The organism is Herminiimonas glaciei (assembly GCF_042664955.1).
GTDB lineage: Bacteria > Pseudomonadota > Gammaproteobacteria > Burkholderiales > Burkholderiaceae_D > Oxalicibacterium > Oxalicibacterium glaciei.
The window spans coordinates 1,653,903-1,678,544 of sequence record NZ_JBHTBU010000001.1 but is presented as its reverse complement, the minus strand read 5'-3'; the positions used below and the strand labels follow the sequence as shown (position 1 = coordinate 1,678,544).

The following is a 24,642-nucleotide window of genomic DNA, read 5'->3' as shown; positions in this document are numbered from 1 at the left end:
CGGGAGGAGGGTGTGCAAATCAAAAAGTAAAAAAGCCGTTTGGGAAGGCTCATGGCCTAATCCGCAAACGGCTTTCTTAGAGAAAAATTCTTTTGAATTCAATGGGTTTTGCAAACCTAAGCAAGAGCCTTCACAAACTCCAGTACTTCATCGATGTGTCCAGGCACTTTCACTCCACGCCATTCTTTCACCAATTTACCTGACTCGTCAATAATAAAAGTAGAGCGTTCGATACCGCGTACTTTCTTGCCATACATATTTTTCATCTTCATGACATCGAACATGGTGCACAGCGTTTCGTCCGGGTCGGAGATCAGTTCGAAAGGCAGGTCCAGTTTGGCCTTGAAACCTTCGTGCGAACGCAGGCTGTCGCGGCTGACGCCGAAAATTTCTGCATTGGCTTGCCGGAACTGCGCATGCAGGTCACGGAAATGGATGCCTTCGGTGGTGCAGCCGGGCGTGTTGTCCTTCGGATAGAAATAAAGGACGATCTTTTTCCCTTTGTAATCAGCGAGTTGAAAGGTTTGCTCGCCAGTCATGGGCGCGGAAAAGTCCGGTACGATTTTATTCAGTGCAGAAGGGCGTTCTGCTACGGGAGTGCCTTGATCCATTTATCTCACTTTCTCTGCCGATAGTGCGGCGCTGCCGGCGCAGCGGCTGATGGTCGATCGATTTGCTACCAGTTCGGCGTACGCGAGGATAAACAATACGGCCGAGCTTGAAGATGGGGGCGAGTTTTTATCCTTCAAGCAACGAAATTAATTTATTTCGCAACTTTTAACGCCGCTTGCAGACGAGCAGGGAGCTATTGAAAAGACAATAATTTTTTAACTTGGTTCAGCTGCAGGCAAGCATCAGCTTAGCCTGCGCAGCTTGCTACTGGCTTACAGGATCAGTGCCAGTGCTACCTTGCGGCCTTCGGCCATGAGGATGTTGTAGGTGCGGCAGGCGGCCTGGTTATCCATGCATTCGACGCCGATGCGGCGTGAGGTGAGCGAGGCAGTCAGGCGCGGGTGCACGAAGCGCTGGGTAGCGCCGGTGCCGAGGATCACGACATCCGGCTCTATCGCATTGATTTGCTCGAAATTCTCCGCTGTCAGTGCATCGAAGGACGTCACTGGCCATGGTGCCGGCTTGATTTCCGGTAAAACGACCAGGCTGTAATCAAATGGAATCAAATTGATTTCAATGCCATTTTCATCATAGGCGGTGACGGTCTGGTATTGCTGGGTAGCGGTGCTGTGTAGCTTCATGGCTGTAGCTGTCGGACAGGGGAGCGTGTTTTCGCGCCTTTCCGATTAATTGGAAGGTAAAGAACCCTTATTGTAACGTTTTCAGCTTTAAAGCAGCCTTTATCGATTGATAAAATCGCTTCCTTTCGGCAAAATGGATCTCTTTCGCGGTGCAACATTGCGGCCGTCATTTTTCGCTTGCCCTTAGGCCTTTGCGCTCCGGCCATGGATGTGGGGAACAGGCGTTTCAATTAGAGCTTCGTAAAGACAAGTTCTGAAAATCACAAGGAACAGTAGCTGTGCGACCGATTCAAAAATCGAAAAAACTGGATGATGTTTGCTACGACATTCGCGGCCCCGTGCTCGAAAAAGCGCGGCAAATGGAAGAAGACGGTCACAAGATTATCAAGCTGAATATCGGCAACCTCGCCGTATTCGGTTTCGATGCGCCAGACGAGATCGTGCAAGACATGATCCGCAATATGTCGAACGCCTCCGGCTACACCGATTCCAAAGGTTTGTTTGCGCCACGCAAGGCGATCATGCATTACACGCAGGAAAAGAAAATCACCGGCGTGACCATAGATGACATCTACCTCGGTAACGGTGCTTCCGAACTGATCGTGATGAGCATGAATGCCTTGCTCAATACCGGAGATGAAGTGCTGGTGCCTTCGCCCGACTACCCGCTGTGGACGGCGGCGGTCAGCCTGTCAGGCGGCAAGCCGGTGCATTACGTCTGTGACGAGCAGGCCGACTGGTTCCCGGATATCGAAGATATCAAGAGCAAGATCAATTCGAATACCAAGGCGATTGTCGTCATCAACCCGAACAATCCGACCGGTGCCTTGTATCCGGTAGAGCTGCTGGAGCAGATCGTTGAAGTTGCACGCCAGCATCAACTGATCGTGTTTGCAGATGAAATCTACGACAAGGTGCTGTACGACGGCAACACGCATACCTCGCTGGCTTCGCTGGCCGATGACGTGCTGTTCATCACTTTCAATGGCTTGTCGAAGAATTATCGTTCCTGCGGTTATCGCGCCGGCTGGATGGTAGTGTCCGGTGAGAAGCGTCATGCGCGCGATTACATCGAAGGCCTGAACATGCTGGCTTCGATGCGCCTGTGCGCCAACGTGCCGGGGCAATACGCGATCCAGACCGCACTCGGTGGCTACCAGAGCATCAATGACCTGGTGGCGCCGGGCGGTCGCTTGTTGCGCCAGCGTGACCTTGCGCACAAATTGCTGACCGAGATCCCGGGCGTGACTTGCGTCAAGCCTAAATCGGCCTTGTACATGTTTCCGCGCCTTGATCCGAAAATGTATCCGATCAAGGACGACCAGGACTTCGCACAGCAATTGCTGGTAGAGGAAAGCGTATTGATCGTGCAGGGCACGGGCTTCAATTGCCCGACAACAGACCATTTCAGGGTAGTATTCTTGCCGAATTCGGATGATCTGACGGTTGCGGTCGGACGCATCGCGCATTTCCTTGAAGGCTATCGCAAGCGCCTGGGCTAAGTCCCGGACTCTATTTCAGTCACCACGCTCTCCGCCTTGGAGAGCGCTGTTTTTCATGTGACATTATTTACTCAGAGATTATGAAAACCATCAAAGTTGGCTTGTTAGGAATCGGCACCGTCGGTGCGGGTACATTCAATGTTCTGAAGCGTAACCAGGAAGAAATTTCCCGCCGCGCCGGTCATGGTATTGAAATTGTGATGGTGGCTGACCTGGACGTCGCACGCGCCAAGGAATTGGTTGGTACGCATTGTGAAGTGGTGAGCGACGGCAACCTGGTCGTTTCCAATCCCGAGATTGATATCGTAGTCGAGCTGATCGGTGGTTACGGCATTGCCAAAGACCTGGTGCTGAAAGCGATTGCCAACGGCAAGCACGTAGTGACAGCGAACAAGGCTTTGCTGGCAACCCACGGCGACGAGATTTTCCAGGCCGCACAAAACAAGGGCGTGATGGTCGCGTATGAAGCGGCAGTCGCCGGCGGCATTCCTATCATCAAGGCTTTGCGTGAAGGCCTGACTGCAAACCGCATCGAATGGATCGCCGGCATCATCAACGGCACCACCAACTTCATCCTGTCCGAAATGCGGGACAAGGGCCTGGATTTCGATACCGTTCTGAAAGAAGCGCAACGCCTGGGTTATGCCGAGGCTGATCCGACCTTCGATATCGAAGGTGTGGATGCAGCACACAAGGCAACGCTGATGGCAGCGATTGCATTCGGCATCCCGGTGCAGTTCGACAAGGCGCACGTGGAAGGCATCACCAAGCTGGAAGCGGTTGATATCCGTTACGCGGAACAACTCGGCTACCGTATCAAATTGCTCGGCATTGCCAAGCGCACCTCGCAGGGTATCGAATTGCGTGTGCATCCAACGCTGATCCCGGCCAAGCGCCTGATCGCGAACGTAGAAGGTGCGATGAATGCGGTGCTGGTGCAGGGCGACGCGGTCGGCGCCACACTGTATTATGGCAAGGGTGCGGGCGCTGAGCCAACCGCATCGGCCGTGATTGCCGACCTGGTCGATATCGCCCGCCTGGCCGATGCAGATCCGGCGCATCGTGTGCCGCACCTGGCGTTCCAGCCAAATGCAATGGCCGATACGCCTATCCTGCCGATCTCGGAAGTCACCACCAGCTACTACCTGCGCATGCACGTGGCGGACAAACTGGGTGTGTTGGCAAATGTCACCAGCATCCTGGCGGATTCGACGATTTCGATCGATGCCATGTTGCAAAAAGAACCTGCACTCGGCGAAACGCAGACCGACATCATCATGTTGACGCACCAGACGCAAGAGAAAAACGTCGAAGCTGCGATCAAGAAAATAGAAGCTTTGACCACAGTTGTCGGCAAAGTAACCAAGATCCGCCTGGAACACCTGAGCTGATCTTGCAGTCATATGCGGTGAAGCCGGTTCAGGCCGGACTTCACCGTTTTTATGCTGAATTCAAGGCCGATTTCGACGAAACTGGCCTGCACGATCCGGCAACTGCCGTTTGTCCCGCTCCCGACGCTATAATACGAGTCTGTATGTAATGCGTCGCCATGCCTGAATCATCCTGTTTCCTGAGCAAGCCGGCCACCAACCAAATCTATTACTCTATGCAATACATTTCCACTCGCGGCCTGGCGCCGGCACTATCGTTTTCTGAAATTTTGCTGGGCGGTTTGGCGCCTGACGGTGGCCTGTATCTGCCTGAGGCTTACCCACAGGTCAGCGATGCCGAACTCGATGCATGGCGCACCTTGTCCTACGCCGACCTGGCTTACGAAGTGCTGCGCAAGTTCGCGACCGATATCCCGGATGCCGACCTCAAGGCGCTGGTCCATAAAACTTATACCGCAGACGTTTACCGCAATGTGCGCCACGGCGAAGAAGCCGCACGCATCACACCTTTGCGTACAGTGGAAGAGAAAAACGGCAGCAAGCTGGTCCTGCAAGCCTTGTCGAACGGCCCGACGCTGGCCTTCAAGGATATGGCGATGCAATTGCTCGGCAATCTGTTCGAATACACACTGGCCAAGAATCATGCGGAGCTGAATATTTTCGGTGCAACTTCCGGCGACACCGGTAGTGCGGCGGAATACGCCATGCGCGGCAAAAAGGGCATACGTGTCTTCATGCTGTCGCCACACAAGAAGATGAGCGCGTTCCAGACTGCACAAATGTTCAGCCTGCAGGACCCGAATATTTTCAATATCGCGGTGGAAGGCGTGTTCGATGATTGCCAGGATATGGTCAAGGCGGTTTCGAACGATCACAGCTTCAAGCAACAGCAAAAAATCGGTACCGTGAATTCGATCAACTGGGCGCGTGTCGTGGCGCAAGTGATCTACTACTTCCGTGGTTACCTCAGCGCGACCACCAGCAACGAACAAAAAGTCTCGTTCACCGTGCCATCCGGTAACTTCGGCAATATCTGCGCCGGCCATATCGCACGCATGATGGGCTTGCCTATCGATAAGCTGGTAGCGGCTACCAATGAAAACGATGTGCTGGATGAATTCTTTCGCACCGGTGTGTATCGGGTCCGTAAATCGGCCGAGACTTATCACACCACCAGCCCGAGCATGGACATCAGCAAGGCTTCCAACTTTGAGCGCTTCGTTTTCGATTTGCTCAATCGTGACGGCGACCGTGTCCGTGCCTTGTTCCAGAAAGTGGAAACGCATGGCGGCTTCGATTTGTCCGGCAAACCGGGCAGCGATGGCGATGAGTTCAAGGACATTGCGAAGTTCGGTTTCGTTTCCGGTAAATCGACACATAGCGACCGTGTCGCTACCATCCGTGACTTGCAAAACAAGTACGACCTGATGATAGACACGCACACTGCGGATGGCGTCAAGGTCGCGCGTGAACACCTGACCCCTGGTGTTACCATGATCGTGCTGGAAACGGCATTGCCGGCCAAGTTCAACGAAACCATACGCGAAGCGCTGGGACGTGATGCTGACCGTCCGGCCGGCTTTGAAAATATTGAAGACTTGCCGCAGCGCTTTGAAGTGATGCCTGCGGATGTTAACAAGATGAAGAACTTCATCGCCAAGCATACAGGTTTGTAATACCGTGATTGCCGCCTGCGTGCGGCAATCGACAGGGCAAGCGGAATACCATGTTTCCGCTTACTATCGTTCCATGATCCATTATCGAGCCCAGCATGAGTGAACCTAAACCGATGTTGAGTGTGGCCGAAGCCCTCGACTTCCTGCTTACTTCCGCAAAAAAAATTACCGAGACAGAAACCCTGGCTACGCTGGATGCGAATGGTCGCGTCCTGGCCGTTGCACAGGAGTCGCAACTGAATGTGCCGCCAGTCGATAACACGTCTATGGATGGCTACGCCGTGCGTGCTGCTGATTGCGCCAGTGGTGAAGCGGTCTTGCGCGTCAGCCAGCGCATACCGGCCGGGCATGTCGGCCAGCCATTGGAGGCTGGTTGTGCCGCGCGTATTTTTACCGGCGCCATGATCCCGCAAGGTGCAGATGCCGTTGTCATGCAGGAAGTCTGCGTCGCCTCCAAAGGTGCGGACGGCGACCTGGTCACGGTCAAACACAGCCCGGCCTCCGGCGAATGGATACGTCGTGCCGGTGAGGATATCCGTGCCGGCAGTACCATACTGACCGCAGGCCAACGCTTGCGCGCTCAGGAGCTGGGTCTGGCCGCTTCGGTCGGCCTGGCGCAATTGCCAGTCGTGCGCAAGTTGCGCGTTGCGGTCTTCTTTACCGGTGACGAACTGGCGATGCCGGGCGAAGTGCTGAAACTGGGCGCTATCTACAATTCGAATCGCTTCACATTGCGTGGCCTGCTGGAAAACCTCGGTTGCGAAATCAGCGATTTCGGCATCGTGCCGGATACGCTGGCAGCTACCCGCGATACCTTGCGCCGTGCCGCCGCTGAAAACGACCTGATCATTACTTCCGGTGGCGTTTCGGTCGGTGAAGAAGACCACATCAAACCTGCGGTCGAAGCCGAAGGCCATTTGAATATGTGGCAGATCGCCGTCAAGCCGGGCAAGCCGCTGGCGTTCGGTGAAGTGAATCGCAGTGCCAAGGATGGCACCGCTTACTTCCTCGGTTTGCCGGGTAATCCGGTATCGAGTTTCGTCACCTTCATGCTGTTTGTGCGCCCATTCATCCTGCGCCTGCAAGGTGTGGAAAATGTAGCGCCCAAGGCCTATCCGATGCGCGCCGATTTCAATCTGAACAAGGCCGACAAGCGCAACGAATTCCTGCGCGCTAAGATCAATGAGCAGGGCGGCCTCGATTTATTCCCTAACCAGAGTTCGGGTGTGTTGACCTCTACCGTGTGGGGCGACGGCCTGATTGATCATCCGTCGGGCAAGACCATAGCGGCCGGTGATACCGTGCGCTTTATTTCATTCAGCGATTTGATGTACTGATAGTGATATGAATATTGAACTTCGTTTTTTTGCCAGCGTACGTGAAGCGCTGAAGGTAACCCAGGAGTCGGTCACCGTACCGGCGAATGTCAAAACCGTAGGCGATGTGCGTGCCTTCCTGCGTGAGCGCGGTGGCGTTTGGGCCGAGGCACTGGCGGACGGCCGTCCCTTGCGCATGGCTTACAATCAGGAAATGACAGGTGCTGACACCGCAATCGAAGAGGGCAGTGAAGTCGCTTTCTTCCCTCCGGTAACCGGCGGCTGATCAGACGGAGCAGAGTAAATGCCAGTACGTGTACAAGCCGAAGATTTTGATGTCAGCCATGAAGTCGCTGCCTTGCGTGCGCATAGCCCGCAGGTCGGTGCAGTCGTAACCTTTATCGGTACCGTACGTGACATGAACGATGGCTCCAGCGTGGCCGAGATGGAGCTGGAGCATTATCCCGGCATGACCGAAAAGGCCCTGCAAAACATCGTTGAGCAGGCGAAGGCACGCTGGCCTATTTTTGATGCATTGGTGATCCATCGCATCGGGCCTTTGCTGCCACTCGAGCAAATTGTGCTGGTTGCCGTCACTTCCGCGCATCGCGGCGAAGCTTTCTCCGCCTGCGAATTCATCATCGATTATCTTAAAACCGACGCGCCTTTCTGGAAGAAAGAACAGACACCGCAAGGTGCGCGCTGGGTCGACGCCCGTACCACTGACGACACCGCGCTGGCCAAGTGGAAGCAACCAGGAGCAGCCAAGTGAGCTGGCTCGCAGTTGGCCTCGGTGCAGCACTGGGTGCCTGGCTGCGGTGGGGGCTGGGCCTCTGGTTCAATGCGGTAAATAATTTCGTACCTATAGGTACGCTGGCGGCCAATCTGATCGGTGGTTATCTGGTCGGGCTGGCGGTTGCCTTCTTTAGCGGTCATCCGGGCGTGCCTCCCGAATGGCGCTTGTTCGCTATTACCGGTTTCCTCGGTGGCCTGACCACTTTCTCTACCTTCTCGGCTGAAGCCGTCATGCTGCTACAGCGTGGCGACTATGTGTGGGCGCTGACGCATACCGTGTTGCACCTGGTCGGTTCGATCGCGTGCTGTATTGCCGGCTTTGCCACCTATCGCGCATTCGCTGCATAGACTACTATGGACGCTGCCAGCCGCGTTTAGGCTGGCCAGGAGTCTGATAACACCTGTAATACCTGTATCACCTGATATCGCATCTTTTCCCCCGATTTTTGCCCATTTGGGGCCATACTGCGGGCTTATTACAGCTATTCCGGCATCTCCCGCTTGAAAAGTAGTTGCTTGACCCAATTTTCTTTCCATTAATGAATTCTTCTTTGGAGAGTATGCAATGCGTCTCGATAAACTAACCACCAAGCTGCAGGAAGCGCTCGCTGATGCGCAAAGCCATGCAGTCGGCAACGATAATCAATATATAGAACCGGTACACGTGCTGGTCGCCCTGTTAAGCCAGGATGACAGCAGCACGCGTTCGCTGCTGCAACGCGCCGGTGCCAACATCAACGGCATGACCACGGCGCTACGGAGCGCACTGGATCGCCTGCCCAAGGTCTCCGGCAACGGCGGCGAAGTCCAGATCGGGCGCGACCTCAGCTCGTTGCTGAATCTGGCAGATAAAGAATCCCAAATCCATGGCGACCAGTTCATCGCTACCGAAATGGTCTTGCTGGCCCTGACCGAAGACAAATCCGAAGCCGGCAAGATTGCACGTGAAAACGGCTTGACGCGCAAAGCGCTGGAAGCTGCGATCAAGGCTGTGCGCGGCAGTTCAAAAGTGGATTCGGCGGATGGCGAAGGCCAGCGCGAAGCCCTGAAAAAATACACGCTGGACCTGACCGAGCGCGCCCGTATCGGCAAGCTGGACCCTGTCATCGGCCGTGACGATGAGATTCGTCGCGCGATCCAGGTATTGCAGCGTCGTTCGAAAAACAATCCGGTCCTGATCGGTGAGCCGGGTGTCGGTAAAACCGCCATCGTCGAAGGCCTGGCGCAACGCATCGTCAACGGCGAAGTACCGGACAGCCTGAAAGGCAAACGCGTGCTATCGCTGGATATGGCGTCGCTGTTGGCCGGTGCCAAGTATCGCGGTGAATTTGAAGAACGCCTGAAAGCGGTACTGACCGAACTGGCCGAGGATGAAGGCCAGACTATCGTCTTCATCGATGAAATGCATACGCTGGTAGGTGCCGGCAAGGCTGAAGGCGCGATGGATGCCGGCAATATGCTCAAACCGGCATTGGCACGCGGTGAGCTGCACTGCGTCGGCGCCACCACCCTGGATGAGTATCGCAAGTACATTGAAAAAGATGCCGCGCTCGAACGTCGCTTCCAGAAAATTATCGTGGCTGAACCAACGGTGGAAGCAACGATCGCCATCCTGCGTGGTTTGCAGGAAAAGTATGAGCTGCATCATGGCGTCGATATTACCGATCCGGCTATTGTCGCAGCGGCTGAATTGTCGCATCGCTACATTACTGACCGCTTCCTGCCGGATAAGGCGATCGACCTGATTGATGAAGCTGCATCCAAGATCAAGATCGAGCTCGACTCCAAACCGGAAGTGATGGACAAGCTGGATCGTCGCGTCATCCAGTTGAAGATTGAACGTGAAGCCATCAAGAAAGAAAAAGATGAAGCTTCACAAAAACGCCTGGCCCTGATCGAGGAAGAGATAGAACGTCTCGGTCGCGAGTATGCGGATCTGGAAGAAATCTGGAAAGCCGAGAAATCATCGGCGCAGGGCAGCCAGCACATCAAGGAAGAAATTGAAAAAGTCCGACTGCAGATGGAAGAAGCAACGCGCAAGAGCGATTGGCAGCGTGTCTCCGAACTGCAGTACAGCACCTTGCCGCAACTGGAAGCACAACTGAAAAATGCGGTCAAAGGTGAAGTGTCGGCTGGCAAGCCGCAATTGGTGCGGACCCAGGTCGGTGCTGAAGAAATTGCCGAAGTCGTATCGCGTGCTACCGGTATTCCGGTTTCGCGCATGATGACCGGTGAACGCGAGAAATTATTGCAGATGGAAGATGCACTGCATAAGCGCGTGGTCGGCCAGCATGAAGCGATCGTTGCAGTGTCGGATGCGATCCGTCGTTCGCGTGCCGGTTTGGGCGACCCTGATCGGCCATATGGTTCCTTCATGTTCCTCGGACCTACCGGTGTCGGTAAGACTGAGTTGTGCAAGGCGCTGGCTTCCTTCATGTTCGATACCGAGGATTCATTGATTCGTATCGATATGAGTGAGTTTATGGAGAAGCATTCGGTCGCGCGTCTGATCGGCGCACCACCGGGTTATGTCGGTTACGAAGAGGGCGGTTACCTGACCGAAGCGGTGCGGCGCAAGCCATATTGCGTGATCCTGCTCGATGAAATCGAAAAGGCGCATCCGGATGTGTTCAACGTCTTACTGCAAGTGCTGGACGATGGTCGCATGACGGATGGTCAGGGACGTACGGTGGACTTCAAGAATACCGTGATCGTGATGACTTCGAACCTTGGCTCGCACAAGATCCAGTCGATGGAAGGCAATGAACCGGCGCTGATCAAGATGGCGGTGATGGCTGAAGTGCAGGGTCACTTCCGGCCGGAGTTCATCAACCGTATTGATGAAATCGTCGTGTTCCATGCACTGGATGAAAAGAACATTGGTTCGATCGCGAAAATCCAGTTGCAGGTTCTGGAAAATCGCCTGGCGCGTATGGATATGTCGATGGACGTATCGGAAGATGCACTGCAAAAAATTGCAGAAGCCGGTTTCGATCCAGTGTATGGCGCACGCCCTTTGAAACGTGCCATCCAGCATCAGATCGAAAATCCTTTATCCAAGGCTATCCTCGAAGGGAAGTTTGGACCGAAGGATGTGATCTCGCTCGACGTGCAAGACGGCGAGCTGGTGTTCGCACGGAAACCGTAATTGTTCTTCCTGATTTCCTCTCCCACATTCGTGGGGGAGGAAATTTACAGGCGTGCACATAGCCTGTAGTTATTTTTCTTCTTTATTTCCCTGCTTTATTTCATGGACCACGGCTCAGATACACGTTGTTCTGTGAGAGCGTCGGCAATCCACACATCTGAACCTTCCTTCAATAGTTTCCCGGTTACAAAATAGTGTTTATTTTTTTCCGGTGTGAAGATGATTTCATTTTCAACATAGAAAAATGTTCCCATCGACTTGCTTGCCAGTTCGTGGATAGGTGTCGCTGATATATGCCTTCCTATGATTTTCAATTTCATAGGCTGTGCGGGCACCTGATGGCTGACAAATTGTAGCGAAAGTGAAAATCCTGAAGGTGAAAATCCTGAAAAAGATAATCCTGAGCTAATCGTCGAGAGTTGGGTCAAGTCATAACTCGATCGTATTTTCTTATCATCGATCGATTCGATATAGAAGATCTGTGCTTTTGCCGGTTCTTCAGTGAAGCCATGTTCGCTGATAAGCGCAGTCGGCCCGGTGTACTCTTTGGGAATAACTGATTCGTGCATTGCGCAGCCGGCAAGCAGCCCTGTTGCAATGATGGGTAAGATATATTTAAGCATTGATAGCGCGCGGTCAGGAGTGGGAAGAAATTGCCCGGTATGTTTTACATTTATAAATTCGAGACTCAATAAAGCTCGCACAGGATACTTTGCTTATTGTTTAAGGTGCAATGGTCATTAAACTAGCGTTGCCACCAGCCGCAGTCGTGTTGACGCAGAGCGCACGTTCGGTCACGAGACGCCAGAGCGGGATGGTGTGCGGAAACGCAGTGTAGACGATAGATACGATGGCACCCTTGCGTGCTGCCAGTGCCGTGCGCAAATCAGGCTTGTGCTGTCCCTGTTCCAGCAAGGCGAGTCGCAGTTCGCTGGCTTCGTGCTGCTGTTCAATAACAATCATGCCGGCGCGTAGCAGTGTGGGGAAATCGGCAGGCAACAGGAGTGCGGTATTTTGCAATAAGACGACTTGATTGCCGGTGGCGTAGACCGCGACCAATTGATGCAGCAAGGCTTGCGTCGATTCGGCGACGCATAGCACTGCACCGCGGGCGCTGAAGTGCAGGGTGTTTAATTCGCCGGTGACACCCTGTAATTGGGTGGTCTTGCCGTACAGGCTGGTATGCGCATAGTCGGCGATCAATTTGCTGAGCTCCTGCTGCTTGTGCTTCATGCTCCACAACAGGAATTCAGTCAGGGTGCTTTGCATCTGCTTGGTTTCATCTGCATCTTCATCGCCCTTTACAGCTATCCCAGTCAGGCTGGTGCTTACTCGTTGCAGGCGTTTCAGATATAAGGGGCCGCCGGCTTTAGGTCCGGTGCCGGACAAACCTTCACCACCGAAAGGCTGGACCCCGACCACGGCGCCGACGATATTCCGGTTGACATAGATATTGCCGACGTGTGCATGCCGGACTATGTAGTCTATGGTTTCATCAATCCGGGAGTGTATGCCCAGCGTCAGTCCGAAACCGGTTGCATTGATATCCCTGAGCAGTTGCGGCAAGTCATCGCGACGATAGCGCATCACATGTAAAACCGGGCCGAATACTTCGCGTTGCAGTTCAGAGATATTGCTGATCTCTATGGTGCAGGGCGCGACGAAGCTGCCCTTGCCGGTGGGCAGGGGCAGCTGTTGCACTTTCTTGCCTGCGGCTTCCGAGCGCCGGACGTAAGCCTGCAAATGTTCCTGTGCTTCGGTATCGATCACCGGGCCGACATCAGTTGCCAGCCGGTCCGGATTGCCTATCCGCAGTTCTGTCATCGCACCGTGCAACATGTGCAGGGTTTGTTCCGCAATATCGTCTTGCAGGCACAGCACGCGCAAGGCCGAGCAACGCTGGCCTGCGCTGTCGAAAGCGGAACTGATGACGTCGCGCACGACTTGCTCACACAGTGCAGATGAATCGACAATCATTGCATTTTGTCCGCCGGTTTCTGCGATCAGTGGAATGTCTTTCTCTTCGGCGATGCTGCGTTGTACCAGTTTGCGCTGGATGCTTTGCGCGACTTGTGTCGAACCGGTGAAGACGACTGCCGACACGCGCGGATCAGCGACCAGTTGCGCGCCTATGGTTTCGCCGCTTCCGGGCAGGAACAGCAAAGCGTGTTCCGGTACACCGGCCTGGTGCAAGAGCTGCACGGCGCGGCAGGCGATCAAAGGTGTTTGTTCGGCCGGCTTCGCCACCACGACATTGCCCGCGGCCAGCGCAGCAGCCAGCTGGCCGGTGAAGATGGACAGGGGAAAATTCCATGGACTGATACAAACCACCAGGCCCAGGGGCTGGTTCGCATCAGAGGCGATGGCTTGTGCGCTGTAGTAACGCAGGAAGTCGATCGCTTCACGTAATTCGCCTATCGCATTCGGCAGGGTCTTGCCGGCCTCACGGACCAGCAGGGCGATCAATTCAGCCGCATATTGCTGGAATATATCTGCCGCTTGCAACAGGATGGCGGCGCGTTCTGTTATGGGTTTTGCTTGCCATGTATTGATGCCTGATGTGGCATGCTGCAAAGCCAGTTCGAGCATGGCGGCATTCGCCTGCTGCACGGTGCCGACGAGCTCACTATGATCGGCAGGATTGTGTATGTCGATAGTGGTGAGAGGCGCGGCTTGCAGGTATGAAGGCAGCGCATGCCATTGCCGTTGAGCATATGTTCTTAAATCTTTGCCGAGTTCATGTAATGTAATTTCATCGCTCAAATCCATGCCGCAAGAATTGGCACGTTCCGGCTGGTATAAATCTTTTGGTAAAGCCAGCGCAGGATGCGGTACGCCGCCGAACTTTGCGGCCAGCGCGACAGGGTCTTGCAGCAAATCTTCCGTGCTGATTTTGTCATCGACGATTTGATTGACGAAAGAAGAGTTTGCGCCGTTCTCCAGCAGGCGGCGTACCAGATAGGCGAGCAGGGTTTCATGTGAGCCGACCGGTGCATAAATGCGGCATGGCACATTCAAATGTTCCGGGCCGATGATCTGGTCGTACAGGGTTTCACCCATACCGTGCAGGCACTGGAATTCATAATCGGTCACTTGCATGGCTTGCGCCTGCTGGTAGATCGTAGCGACGGTCAGTGCATTGTGGGTGGCGAATTGCGGGTAGATCACATCGTTGGCGGCCAACAGCTTTTGCGCACAGAACAGATAGGAGAGGTCGGTATAGGCTTTGCGTGTGTAAACGGGGTAACCGGACAGGCCGTCGACTTGTGCTCGCTTGATTTCACTATCCCAGTACGCGCCTTTGACCAGGCGCAGCATGAATTTCCTGCCGCTGCGATGTGCAAGGTCGATCAGGTAGTCTATGACATACGGGCAGCGCTTTTGATACGCCTGCACCACGAAGCCCATGCCGTCGAAACCAGCCAGCTCCGCATCGAAGGCCAACACTTCCATCAGGTCCAGCGACAGTTCCAGACGGTCCGCTTCTTCGGCATCGACATTGAGGCCGATATCGTATTGCCTTGCAAGTAGCAGCAATTGCTTCAGGCGTGGCAGCAATTCCTGCATCACGCGCGTGCGCTGTGCACGTGCATAGCGTGGATGCAAGGCCGATAGTTTGACCGAAATGCCCGGGCCATTGCGTATACCGCGTTGTGCACCGGCCCGGCCTATTGCGTGGATCGCGGTGGTATAGGACTGATAGTACGCATCAGCATCGGCCGCAGTCATTGCGGCTTCGCCCAGCATATCGTAGGAGTAGCGATAGCCATGCGGCTCATGTACAGAGCTTCTTTCCAAAGCTTCGGCTATGGTCTGGCCGGCGACAAACTGGCTGCCCAGCATGCGCATTGCGAGGTCTACGCCTTTGCGTATCAGTGGCTCACCACCCTTGCTGATGAGGCGAGTCAGTGCGGCGCCCAAGCCATCTTCACTCGCGCTATGCAGTAATTTACCGGTGACGAGCAAGCCCCAGCTCGCAGCATTCACGAATAGCGATGGTGACTCACCCAGATGGCGTTGCCAGTCGCCTTTGCTGATTTTGTTCGCAATCAGGCGATCTGCGGTTTGGTGGTCGGGAATACGTAAGAGTGCTTCGGCCAGGCACATCAGGGCGATGCCTTCTTCCGACGATAGTGAAAACTCATGCATCAAGGCATCGACGCCAGACGCGCGGCTGCGTTTGGTGCGCACGGTTTCCACCAGTTGCCGTGCCAGCGCCTGGCTCGCGTCCTGCAAAGCGCGATCGACTTTAATGTGCGCCAGCAAGTGCTGTACCGCGGTGGCTTCATCCTGCCGACAGGCAGTGCTGACGGCTTGGTGCAGGGGAGTGGCGGTAACGGATACTTCAGCCGCGAGTGCGGCGAAGGGCAGGGCATTGCTTGCCGCGGAACTTGGAGCAGGATCGCTGTCGGGACGCATAGTTTGATGCACCATAAAATGATTCATCCTGTATTGCCAGCATACAGCCTGGGGCGAAACGATTAAAGCAATTCCACGCTATCGAGATTCAAATAACAGCTTTCCCGGGTGGTCGTGACAAAGTCGGCCAGATAGGGCTTCACGGACGTTTCCGGCAGGCAGGCGGCGTACAGGCGTCCGGTCAAGCCTTCGCGCGTGATGCGTTTGGCTTTGACGTAGTCACGATTCAGGTAATTTTGCGCGGCCCAGACCGGCAGGGTGGCGATGCCGCGTCGGCTCGCCACCAGCTGCAGCATGGCGACCGTCAGTTCGGTGGTGCGACGTGCCACCTGCACACCTGCCGGTTTCAATACCTGGCGCACGACATCCAGCATGTCGTCCGGTACCGGATAGGTGATCAGCGTATCGCCTATGAAATCTTCCGCCGTCAGGAACTCCTTGTTGGCGAGCGGGTGGTCATGTGCGACCAGGGCGACGATTTCAAAACGAAACAGCGCGTGGTAATCGACTTTTTCATCCGGGTCGACTTCAGCCACGATGGCGACGTCGGCCCGGTGTTCATAAAGCAGGCCGACCGGATCGGCCTGGAAACCGGAGACGATATCCAGTTCGACTTCCGGCCAGCGGCCGCGGAATACATCCATTGCCGGCATCAGCCAGTCGAAGCAGGTATGGCATTCGACGGCGATGCGCAACTGTCCGGCTACACCTTGCGCCAGTCGCACCAGGTCGCGCTCGGTCTCGGCGACTTGCGGCAAGACGGTATCGGCCAGCTTCAGCAGGCGTTCGCCGGCCGGGGTGAAGCGTACCGGCGTCGACTTGCGTTCAAACAGCGGCGTGCCGTGATGGTCTTCCAACTGCTTGATTTGATGGGATAAAGCGGATTGGGTGACATTCAGCAGGGCGGCCGCGCGCAGCAGGTTGCCTGCTTCGCGCAGGGCCAGCAGGGTTTTCAGGTGGCGTAATTCAAGGATGGATTGCATTATGAATTTTACTCATGATGAATCTGAATATTTATCGTTTGAATCATAGTCCATCCTCGCGCAAGATGGCAAGCTTCGAAAATCTATATTGGAGCAGGGCATGGCAAAGGCGCATATCTTGGGGTTTCCCCGCATCGGAGCACAGCGCGAATTGAAGTTCGCGGTGGAATCCTTCTGGCGTGGCGACACCGGACTTGCAGCATTGCAGGAAACCGGCAAAACCCTGCGCCAACGCCATTGGGCAATCCAGGCTGAAGCCGGGCTGGATTATGTTGCAGTTGGTGATTTCGCCTGGTATGACCAGGTTTTGAACACACTGGCTTTGTTGGGTGCGGTGCCGACCCGCTTCAAATTCGATCCTGAAAGGCTGACGCTGGCTGATTACTTCACGCTGGCGCGCGGCAATCCTGAGCATTTTGCGATGGAAATGACCAAATGGTTCGATACCAATTACCACTATCTGGTGCCTGAATTTACTGCTGATATCAGCTTTGACGGCGGCGTCGACTGGCTGTTTGAAGAAAATGCAGAAGCAGTCGCGCTGGGCCATGCGACCAAGGTGACGCTGGTCGGGCCATTGAGCCTGCTCTACCTCGGCAAGATCAAATCCGGCATCGCGAACAAACTGGATATCCTGCCCAAGGTCATCGCCGGCTATCAAAAAGTGCTGCAGCGCTTGCAGGATGCAGGCGTCGAATGGGTGCAGATCGATGAACCCATCCTGGCGCTGGAACTGGATGCCGCATGGCGTGCAGCGTTCGAGCCGACTTACCAGGCCTTGTCAGTTGGCGCACCCAAGCTCTTGTTGGCGACTTACTTCGATCAGGTGCGTGAACACAGTGTCTTGCTGCGCAGCTTGCCGGTGGCGGGTGTGCATCTGGACCTTGTGCGCGGTGCCGGCCAGTTGCCTGGATTCCTGCAAGACTGGCCTTCAGAGCGCGTGCTGTCGGCTGGCGTGGTGGATGGACGCAATATCTGGCGCACCGACCTGGATAGCGCACTGACCTTGCTCCAACCATTGCAGGCCAGCCTCGGTGAGCGCCTGTGGATCAGCGCAAGCTGCTCGCTGTTGCATGTGCCGGTGGACCTGGCGCATGAAAACAAGCTGGATGCAGAGCTCAAGGGCTGGCTGGCCTTCGCCACACAGAAGGTGGCGGAAATCACCGCGCTCAAACGGGCGTTGAACGGCGAAGCAAAAGCAGTCGAAGCGCAATTCACAGCCGCTGCACTGGCAGTTGCCGCACGCAAGATTTCGCCGCGCATCCACAATCCATTGGTGCAAAAACGCTTGCGCCAGATCGATCTGATTCCGGCGACGCGCAACAATGTATTTGCCGAGCGTATCGTCAAGCAACAGGCGCGGTTCAAATTGCCGGCTTTCCCGACCACCAATATCGGCTCCTTCCCGCAAACCGCCGATATCCGCCAGACCCGCGCACAATACAAACGCGGCGAAATCGGCCATCTGGATTATCTGAACCGCATGCGCGAAGAAGTGCGCCTGGTGGTGCAAAAGCAGGAAGAAATCGGCCTCGATGTGCTGGTGCATGGCGAGCCGGAACGTAACGATATGGTCGAGTACTTTGGCGAACAACTGTGGGGTTATGCCTTCACCGCCAACGGCTGGGTACAAAGTTATGGCTCACGCTGCGTCAAGCCGCCATTCATTTACGGTGATGTGTATCGCCCGGAAGCGATGACAGTCGGCTGGAGCCAATTTGCGCAAAGCCTGACCAGCAAGCCGATGAAGGGCATGCTGACCGGCCCTGTCACGATGCTGCAATGGTCTTTTGTGCGCGACGACCAGCCGCGCGAGCAGACCGCCTTGCAAATCGCGCTGGCTTTGCGGGATGAAGTGGTGGACCTGGAAAAAGCCGGCATCGGCATGATCCAGATCGATGAGCCGGCCTTCCGTGAAGGCTTGCCGTTGAAAGCCGTCGACTGGCCGCATTACCTGGATTGGGCGGTAAAGGCTTTCCGCATCAGTGCCTGCGGCGTACAGGACGATACGCAGATTCATACGCATATGTGCTATTCGGAATTCAACGACATCCTGCCGTGGATAGCCGCGATGGATGCTGATGTGATCACGATAGAAACTTCGCGTTCGGATATGGAATTACTCGATGGTTTTGGCGAGTTTGAATATCCTAACGACATTGGCCCGGGCGTCTACGATATCCATTCACCACGCGTACCTAAAGTGGAAGAAATGCAGCGCCTGTTGCGCAAGGCGCGTGGTGTGATTCCTGACCAGCGCCTGTGGGTGAACCCGGATTGCGGCCTGAAAACCCGTGGCTGGCCGGAAACCACTACGGCACTGGAAAATATGGTGCTGGCCGCACGCACACTGCGTGAGGAAGTCGCGCAGCAGGAACAGGCGGCATAAACAGCTGTTGACCTGGTAAAACGGGTACAGGGCGTCGGCCTTGTACCCGTTTTTTCTTATGGGCGACGGCAGGAGCTTAAACCGGCCTCGCCAGCCCCGGATACGCGGTAATCGTATGTATTCAAGCCGGTAATTGTTAGAATGGCGTATTACCGAGCTGCGCCGCTTGTGCCGCGCGACTTTCCTTCCTTTTTTCTTGCCAAGATAGACATTCCCTATGTTGAGTTACCGTCATGCCTTCCATGCAGGCAATCACGCCGATGTACTCAAGCATCTGGTCCAGATTCAGTTGCTGAAGTACCTGAATCAAAAAGACACGCCGTATATGTATATCGACACGCACTCCGGTGCCGGTGTATATGCGCTCGACGGCAATTACGCCGCCAAGAACGCCGAATTCGAAACCGGGATTTCCAAACTGTGGGATCGCAAGGATTTGCCGGCACCGCTGGCTGAATATGTGCAGGTCATCAAGGCCCTGAACCCGAGCGGCAAGCTACGCTATTACCCGGGTTCACCGTATTGCGCCGATGCCGTCATGCGCGAGCAGGATAGATTGCGCCTGTTTGAATTGCATCCGGCCGACAGCAAGCTGCTGGCCGATAATTTCCGCAAACTGGAAGCGCATGCCGCCGAGCAGGGCAAGCGTCCGACCGTGCGCGGCAAGCGCATCATGATAGAACGCGGGAACGGCTTCCAGGGCTTGAGGGCTTTGCTGCCGCCACCATCGCGGCGCGGCCTGGTGCTGATCGATCCGCCGTACGAAGACAAGACTGATTACCGCACCGTGGTGCAGACCGTATCGGATGCCTTGACCCGTTTCGCGACCGGCACCTATGCCGTCTGGTATCCGGTGCTGAATCGCCTGGAATCACGCCAGATGCCGGATAAATTGAAGCGCCTGCCGGCGAATGGCTGGCTGAATGTCACATTGTCGGTGACCACGCCGTCACCGGATGGCTTTGGTTTGCATAGCAGCGGGATGTTTGTACATAACCCGCCGTGGACGCTGGAGCCGATGTTGCGCGAGTTAATGCCTTACCTGGTGAAGACTTTGGGCGGCGATGAAGGCGCCGGCTTTACGCTGGAAAGCGGCCAGACTGTCGCGACCAATACCGGAACGCGGCGAGTATAAGGGCAGGGGATAGTCAGAAACGATTGTTGTACCGAAAAACCACAGACAATTCCGTTTTTTTAATATTGAAAACACAAGGGAACTGGAACACTTGCGTCATAGAAATATTAACGGAATAATGGCCTGAATTGATTTGCAGCAGCAGCTACAAATTGTCGGTCCGTTAGTGAGCGTGACTTGCAGTCTGTGGTGAGACACCATCTATCCATGCAGTATCGTCTAATGAATAACAATGAAGATGCTGTCAGGATGTACCGAATGTTTGATCGAATGTGTATGCTGCGATGCCTGTGCATGGCAGGTATTTTTCAAGATTTGACAGGGACGTGCCTTGGTTGATCTACGCGTTCTGCTTAATAGACAGAGACAACAATCTTGATGATCACCAACCTCAATCAGCATTTGCCTGATGACCATCCCCGCGTGAAGGAGTTCTTCCTGGCGCGACAACCTATATTGAACAACGACCAGGACCTGGTCGCGTATGAGCTATTGTTCCGCCGCGCTTCGTCGGGCCCTGCCAATGTAGTCGATGACCTGGCCGCAACCGCCTCAGTCATTGCGCACGCATCGGAGCTGGGGATAGGTAACGTCATAGGCAATTCGCTGGGTTTCTTCAACGTCGATGCAGCAGTGCTGATGTGCGATTTTGTGAACTTCCTGCCGAGCGACAAAGTGGTGCTGGAAATCCTCGAAACGGTCGAGATCACGCATGAATTGGTGGAGCGTGTTTCGGCACTGGTTGCGCAAGGTTTTACCTTCGCACTTGACGACGTTATTTCGCATTCTGATGCATTGAAAGACTTGCTGCCGCTGATCAAGATCATCAAGATCGATATCACCGGGATGAACACAATTGAGCTGGGTAAGCTGGCGGACCACTTCCGCCTCGAAGGCAAGCTCTTGCTGGCTGAAAAAGTCGAGACCCTTGAGCAATTCGAAACATGCATGAAGCTCGGCTTCCATTATTTCCAGGGTTATTATTTTGCGCGGCCGGTCATCCTTTCCGGCAAGAAGCTCGCGCCGTCGCAACTCGCGATCATGCAGTTGATGGCGCTCATCATGGCTGATGCGGATACCGCCGAAATCGAACGCAATATCAAAAAGGACGCTTCGCTGGTGCTGACTTTGCTGCGTCTGGCGAATACGCCTGGTGTCGGCGTTACGCAAAGAATAGATTCGCTGGGCCAGGCCCTGACGGTACTCGGACGGCGTCAACTGCAGCGCTGGTTGCAAATCATCCTGTACGCGGAACACAACAAGGGCAGCCATTTCACTTCACCCTTGCTGCAACTGGCGACGACGCGCGGCAAATTGCTGGAATTGATCACCGAAAAACTGCGTCCGGATAACCGGGCTATGGCAGACACCGCTTTTACCGTGGGCATCATGTCGCTGATGGATACGCTGTTCAGCCAATCGATGGAAGAAATCCTTGAGCAGGTGTCGGTAGTGGAAGAGGTGACCGATGCCCTGCTGTATCGCAAGGGCTTCTACGGTGATTTGCTGAAACTGGCCGAATACATAGAGCAGATTGAAAAGACCGGTGCTTTATTGATTCCTACCTTGCAGAAGTTACAGTTGTCGATAGAAGACCTGTATGCCTTGCAATTGGCAGCGTTTGAATGGAGCAACAATGTATCTGGCGTGGTTTGAGTAGCTGCTGCTTCAAACTAATCCCTCCTCCCGCAATCCCTGCATCATTCGCTAAACAAGTGTCATGCATAGCTGCCCACAGTCGCGCATGACGTTAGAATAGCGACATGACGAATCAAGCAAATTCCAACGACAACGACGATGAAGACGGCGACAACAGTGCGCCGCCGATTCCTGCCGGCTCAAAAAATTATATGACGCCGCAGGGACATTTGCGCATGAAAACCGAGTTGTTGAAGCTCATCGATGTCGAGCGGCCGGAAGTGGTGCAAATCGTTTCGTGGGCGGCATCGAATGGTGATCGCTCTGAAAACGGTGACTACATTTATGGCAAGCGCCGTTTGCGCCAGATTGACGGGCGTATACGTTTTCTCACCAAACGGCTGGACCTGGCGGAAGTGGTGGACCCGAGCATCCACCATGGCAGCGACCAGATTTTCTTTGGCGCGACTGTGCGCTATGAAACGCAGGCCGGTGATGAACACACGGTCACGATACTGGGTATTGATGAGCTGGATCCGCTGAATGGCAAGATCAGCTGGATTTCACCGGTGGCGCGTGCACTGACCAAGGCGCGTGAAGGCGATACCGTGATCCTGAAAACGCCAGGTGGTCTGGAAGAACTATTGATACTGGAAGTGAGTTATCCGGCCCCGCAATGAGGCCGGACAGCAGGGCTGATCAGCCTTTGTCGCGCAGCAGGCGGGTGACGCCCGGGATGCTGCGCAGGTTGCGCATCAGGCGCGCCAGATGCACGCGATCCTCGACCTGTACCGTGAAGTGCAGGTAAGTGATCATGTGATCCTTGTCTTCATCCATGCCGACATGCGTAATGTTCGAGTCGGACTCACCGATCTCTGCAGCGACGCGCGCGAGGATGCCTTTTTCATTGCGTGCCAGCAGCGTGATGCTGCAATCGAAGCGACGATCGATGTCTGAACCCCAGACCACATCTATCCAGCGATCCGGTTCTTTCGAATGCTGCCTTCTGGCGACGTCGCAATCATGCGTGTGTATGGTCAGGCCCTGGTCGCGTTTCATCTGGCCGATGATGGCGTCACCCGGGATAGGCTGGCAACAGGATGCCAGTTGTACCGACACGCCTTCGCTGCCGTAGATGACAACCGGATCGATTTTCTTCGGCAGGACTTCGCCGTTCACATCGATCTGCGGACGTGGTACCAGTTGATCGTTCTCGACCATGCCGAGGATGTGGCGCGCGACGAGTGCCGCCATGCGTTTACCGACGCCGATATCCGCATACAAATCGTCCAGCGATTTTGCGCTCGATTCATTCAGCAGGCGCTCCGCTACCGGTGCAGGCAATTCAGGATCGAGGTTCAGGGTTACCAGCGCTTGCGACAGCAGGCGGCGTCCCAGTTCTATCGATTCCGTCAGGTTGATGGTACGCAGGTGATGGCGGATTGCCGAACGTGCTTTACCGGTACGGACAAAGCCCAGCCAGTTCGGATTCGGGCGTGAACTTGGCGAGGTAATGATTTCAACGATATCGCCGTTGCGCAATTCAGTGCGCAGCGGTACCTGTTCCAGGTTGATCTTGACAGCGATGGTCTGGTCGCCGATATCGGTATGGATGGTGTAGGCGAAGTCGAGCGCAGTTGCGCCGCGTGGCAATGCAATGATCTTGGACTTCGGCGTGAACACATAGACCGAGTCGGGGAACAGGTCGACCTTGACGTGTTCGAGGAACTCGGCCGAGTCGCCGGTCTGTTTCTGGATATCGAGCAGCGATTGCAGCCAGGCATGCGTACGTTGCTGCAGGTCTGACAGGCTGCCTTCGTCATCCTTGTACAACCAGTGTGCGGCGACGCCGGATTCGGCGACACGGTGCATGTCCTGGGTACGGATCTGGAATTCAATCGGGGTGCCGTAAGGGCCGATCAATGTTGTGTGCAGCGATTGATAGCCATTCAGTTTGGGAATGGCGATGTAATCCTTGAACTTGCCGGGCATAGGCTTGAACAGCGCATGCAGGGTACCGAGCGCGACGTAGCAATTCGCAAAGCTGTCGACCACCACGCGGAAGCCGTAAATATCCAGCACTTGCGAGAAGGACAGGCGCTTGTTCAGCATCTTGGTGTAAATGCCGTACAGCGTCTTTTCACGGCCGTAGACTTGCGCCGGGATGCCGGTTGCGTCCAGCGTGTTATTGACTGACTCGAGTATCTTGCTGACCACTTCGCGGCGATTGCCGCGTGCCGCCTTGACTGCTTTGCCCAGCGTTTTGTAACGCATAGGGTAAAGATGGGAAAAGGCGAGGTCCTGCAGCTCGCGATAAATATTGTTTAAGCCGAGACGATGCGCAATCGGCACATAGACTTCCATCGTTTCGCGTGCGATCCGGCGCTTTTTGGCCGGTGCCATCGAACCGAGCGTGCGCATATTGTGCAGGCGGTCGGCCAGCTTGACGAGGATGACGCGGACGTCACGTGCCATGGCGAGCAGCATTTTGCGGAAGTTTTCCGCCTGTGCTTCGACTTGGCTTTGGAATTCGATTTTTTCCAGCTTGGACAAGCCGTCGACCAGGTTTGCGACCGGTGCGCCGAAGCGTTCGATCAGCTCATCCTTGCGGACATCCTGGTCTTCCATGACATCGTGCAACAGCGCGGCCATGATGGCTTGCGCGTCCAGCTTCCAGTCGGCGCAGATTTCGGCGACAGCGATAGGATGCGAGATGTATGGTTCGCCCGACATGCGCATCTGGCCCAGATGTGCCTCGTCCGAGAAGCGATAGGCTTCCTTGACCTTCTTCAGTTCGGAAGGTGTCAGGTATTCGGCGAGCTTGGTCGTGAGTTGCGTGACCGATGCAACGCCTGCGACTGGGGCGGGCGTTGAGGCAGCAGATGCGGTTTTTTTCTGGGGCATTTTGGCCGAGCGGTCAGGAACCGCTCGGTTAGTTGAAGCGATGGATGCTGTTGAATCTGTAGGTGTCAGGTTCATACTGATAGTCTATCAGCC

Annotated in this window: 18 protein-coding genes; 12 read left to right on the top strand and 6 right to left on the bottom strand. The window is 55.1% G+C overall.

Annotated features, from left to right (window positions below):
* Window positions 1-116 precede the first annotated feature (116 nt).
* Both ACFQPC_RS07520 and ACFQPC_RS07515 read right to left on the bottom strand, forming a co-directional pair.
* A complete protein-coding gene (locus tag ACFQPC_RS07520) occupies window positions 117-611 on the bottom strand; it encodes a peroxiredoxin (protein WP_382271216.1) in 495 nt (164 codons plus the stop codon).
* Window positions 612-884: 273 nt separating this feature from the next.
* A complete protein-coding gene (locus ACFQPC_RS07515) occupies window positions 885-1,253 on the bottom strand; it encodes an Mth938-like domain-containing protein (protein ID WP_382271214.1) in 369 nt (122 codons plus the stop codon).
* Between the two features lie 278 nt (window positions 1,254-1,531).
* Here ACFQPC_RS07515 and ACFQPC_RS07510 point away from each other — a divergent pair, with 278 nt between their 5' ends.
* The 8 genes from ACFQPC_RS07510 (at window position 1,532) to clpB (ending at window position 11,081) form a co-directional block, all read left to right on the top strand.
* Entirely contained in the window at window positions 1,532-2,755 is a 1,224-nt protein-coding gene (locus ACFQPC_RS07510) for a pyridoxal phosphate-dependent aminotransferase (RefSeq protein WP_012079168.1), read from the top strand.
* An 80-nt stretch (window positions 2,756-2,835) separates the two neighbouring features.
* Window positions 2,836-4,146 (top strand): homoserine dehydrogenase, encoded by a 1,311-nt coding sequence (locus ACFQPC_RS07505; RefSeq protein ID WP_382271212.1) that lies wholly within the window; start codon window positions 2,836-2,838, stop codon window positions 4,144-4,146.
* Window positions 4,147-4,361: 215 nt separating this feature from the next.
* Entirely contained in the window at window positions 4,362-5,822 is a 1,461-nt protein-coding gene (gene thrC / locus ACFQPC_RS07500) for a threonine synthase (protein WP_382271884.1), read from the top strand.
* A gap of 95 nt (window positions 5,823-5,917) precedes the next feature.
* Window positions 5,918-7,159, top strand: coding sequence for a molybdopterin molybdotransferase MoeA (locus ACFQPC_RS07495; RefSeq protein WP_382271210.1), 1,242 nt, complete (start codon window positions 5,918-5,920; stop codon window positions 7,157-7,159).
* 7 nt (window positions 7,160-7,166) lie between these two features.
* Window positions 7,167-7,424 carry a molybdopterin converting factor subunit 1 gene (gene moaD / locus ACFQPC_RS07490; RefSeq protein WP_382271208.1) on the top strand — a complete coding sequence of 86 codons (258 nt, stop codon included), beginning with the start codon at window positions 7,167-7,169 and terminating at the stop codon, window positions 7,422-7,424.
* Between the two features lie 18 nt (window positions 7,425-7,442).
* Complete coding sequence (gene moaE / locus ACFQPC_RS07485; RefSeq protein ID WP_382271206.1) at window positions 7,443-7,910, top strand: molybdopterin synthase catalytic subunit MoaE; 468 nt, start codon at window positions 7,443-7,445, stop codon at window positions 7,908-7,910.
* Window positions 7,907-8,281 (top strand): fluoride efflux transporter CrcB, encoded by a 375-nt coding sequence (gene crcB, locus ACFQPC_RS07480; RefSeq protein ID WP_382271204.1) that lies wholly within the window; start codon window positions 7,907-7,909, stop codon window positions 8,279-8,281. Before moaE ends, crcB begins: the two co-directional genes overlap by 4 nt.
* 217 nt (window positions 8,282-8,498) lie before the next feature.
* Window positions 8,499-11,081, top strand: coding sequence for an ATP-dependent chaperone ClpB (gene clpB / locus ACFQPC_RS07475; RefSeq protein ID WP_382271202.1), 2,583 nt, complete (start codon window positions 8,499-8,501; stop codon window positions 11,079-11,081).
* 95 nt (window positions 11,082-11,176) lie between these two features.
* On the opposite strand, the gene ACFQPC_RS07470 is transcribed toward clpB, so the two are convergent.
* The 3 genes from ACFQPC_RS07470 to ACFQPC_RS07460 are packed head-to-tail and all read right to left on the bottom strand — an operon-like array spanning window position 11,177 to window position 16,483.
* A complete protein-coding gene (locus ACFQPC_RS07470) occupies window positions 11,177-11,773 on the bottom strand; it encodes a hypothetical protein (RefSeq protein ID WP_382271200.1) in 597 nt (198 codons plus the stop codon).
* A gap of 31 nt (window positions 11,774-11,804) precedes the next feature.
* Complete coding sequence (gene putA / locus ACFQPC_RS07465; protein WP_382271199.1) at window positions 11,805-15,515, bottom strand: bifunctional proline dehydrogenase/L-glutamate gamma-semialdehyde dehydrogenase PutA; 3,711 nt, start codon at window positions 15,513-15,515, stop codon at window positions 11,805-11,807.
* Window positions 15,516-15,562: 47 nt separating this feature from the next.
* The gene (locus ACFQPC_RS07460; RefSeq protein WP_382271197.1) at window positions 15,563-16,483 is read right to left on the bottom strand and encodes a LysR family transcriptional regulator; all 921 of its coding nucleotides are present in this window, start codon (window positions 16,481-16,483) and stop codon (window positions 15,563-15,565) included.
* Window positions 16,484-16,583: 100 nt separating this feature from the next.
* Between ACFQPC_RS07460 and metE the strand changes: the two genes are divergently transcribed.
* The 4 genes from metE to greB all read left to right on the top strand — a co-directional run bounded on the left by metE (window position 16,584) and on the right by greB (window position 22,325).
* A complete protein-coding gene (metE, locus tag ACFQPC_RS07455) occupies window positions 16,584-18,872 on the top strand; it encodes a 5-methyltetrahydropteroyltriglutamate--homocysteine S-methyltransferase (protein ID WP_382271195.1) in 2,289 nt (762 codons plus the stop codon).
* A gap of 217 nt (window positions 18,873-19,089) precedes the next feature.
* Window positions 19,090-20,007, top strand: coding sequence for a 23S rRNA (adenine(2030)-N(6))-methyltransferase RlmJ (locus ACFQPC_RS07450; RefSeq protein WP_382271193.1), 918 nt, complete (start codon window positions 19,090-19,092; stop codon window positions 20,005-20,007).
* A gap of 378 nt (window positions 20,008-20,385) precedes the next feature.
* Window positions 20,386-21,663, top strand: coding sequence for an EAL and HDOD domain-containing protein (locus ACFQPC_RS07445; protein ID WP_382271191.1), 1,278 nt, complete (start codon window positions 20,386-20,388; stop codon window positions 21,661-21,663).
* A gap of 107 nt (window positions 21,664-21,770) precedes the next feature.
* A complete protein-coding gene (gene greB / locus ACFQPC_RS07440) occupies window positions 21,771-22,325 on the top strand; it encodes a transcription elongation factor GreB (RefSeq protein ID WP_382271189.1) in 555 nt (184 codons plus the stop codon).
* Window positions 22,326-22,344: 19 nt separating this feature from the next.
* Here the strand turns inward: greB and ACFQPC_RS07435 are convergent, their stop codons facing one another.
* On the bottom strand, window positions 22,345-24,624 hold the full coding sequence (locus ACFQPC_RS07435) for a RelA/SpoT family protein (RefSeq protein ID WP_382271187.1): 2,280 nt from the start codon (window positions 24,622-24,624) through the stop codon (window positions 22,345-22,347).
* Window positions 24,625-24,642: the final 18 nt, after the last annotated feature.

Bases quoted from the DNA above. Each gene is read 5' to 3' on its own strand.
- ACFQPC_RS07520 (WP_382271216.1), bottom strand. From the start codon at position 611: ATGGATCAAGGCACTCCCGTAGCAGAACGCCCTTCTGCACTGAATAAA.
- ACFQPC_RS07515 (WP_382271214.1), bottom strand. From the start codon at position 1,253: ATGAAGCTACACAGCACCGCTACCCAGCAATACCAGACCGTCACCGCC.
- ACFQPC_RS07505 (WP_382271212.1), top strand. From the start codon at position 2,836: ATGAAAACCATCAAAGTTGGCTTGTTAGGAATCGGCACCGTCGGTGCG.
- thrC (WP_382271884.1), top strand. From the start codon at position 4,362: ATGCAATACATTTCCACTCGCGGCCTGGCGCCGGCACTATCGTTTTCT.
- ACFQPC_RS07495 (WP_382271210.1), top strand. From the start codon at position 5,918: ATGAGTGAACCTAAACCGATGTTGAGTGTGGCCGAAGCCCTCGACTTC.
- moaD (WP_382271208.1), top strand. From the start codon at position 7,167: ATGAATATTGAACTTCGTTTTTTTGCCAGCGTACGTGAAGCGCTGAAG.
- moaE (WP_382271206.1), top strand. From the start codon at position 7,443: ATGCCAGTACGTGTACAAGCCGAAGATTTTGATGTCAGCCATGAAGTC.
- clpB (WP_382271202.1), top strand. From the start codon at position 8,499: ATGCGTCTCGATAAACTAACCACCAAGCTGCAGGAAGCGCTCGCTGAT.
- putA (WP_382271199.1), bottom strand. From the start codon at position 15,515: ATGGTGCATCAAACTATGCGTCCCGACAGCGATCCTGCTCCAAGTTCC.
- ACFQPC_RS07460 (WP_382271197.1), bottom strand. From the start codon at position 16,483: ATGCAATCCATCCTTGAATTACGCCACCTGAAAACCCTGCTGGCCCTG.
- metE (WP_382271195.1), top strand. From the start codon at position 16,584: ATGGCAAAGGCGCATATCTTGGGGTTTCCCCGCATCGGAGCACAGCGC.
- ACFQPC_RS07450 (WP_382271193.1), top strand. From the start codon at position 19,090: ATGTTGAGTTACCGTCATGCCTTCCATGCAGGCAATCACGCCGATGTA.
- ACFQPC_RS07445 (WP_382271191.1), top strand. From the start codon at position 20,386: ATGATCACCAACCTCAATCAGCATTTGCCTGATGACCATCCCCGCGTG.
- greB (WP_382271189.1), top strand. From the start codon at position 21,771: ATGACGAATCAAGCAAATTCCAACGACAACGACGATGAAGACGGCGAC.
- ACFQPC_RS07435 (WP_382271187.1), bottom strand. From the start codon at position 24,624: ATGAACCTGACACCTACAGATTCAACAGCATCCATCGCTTCAACTAAC.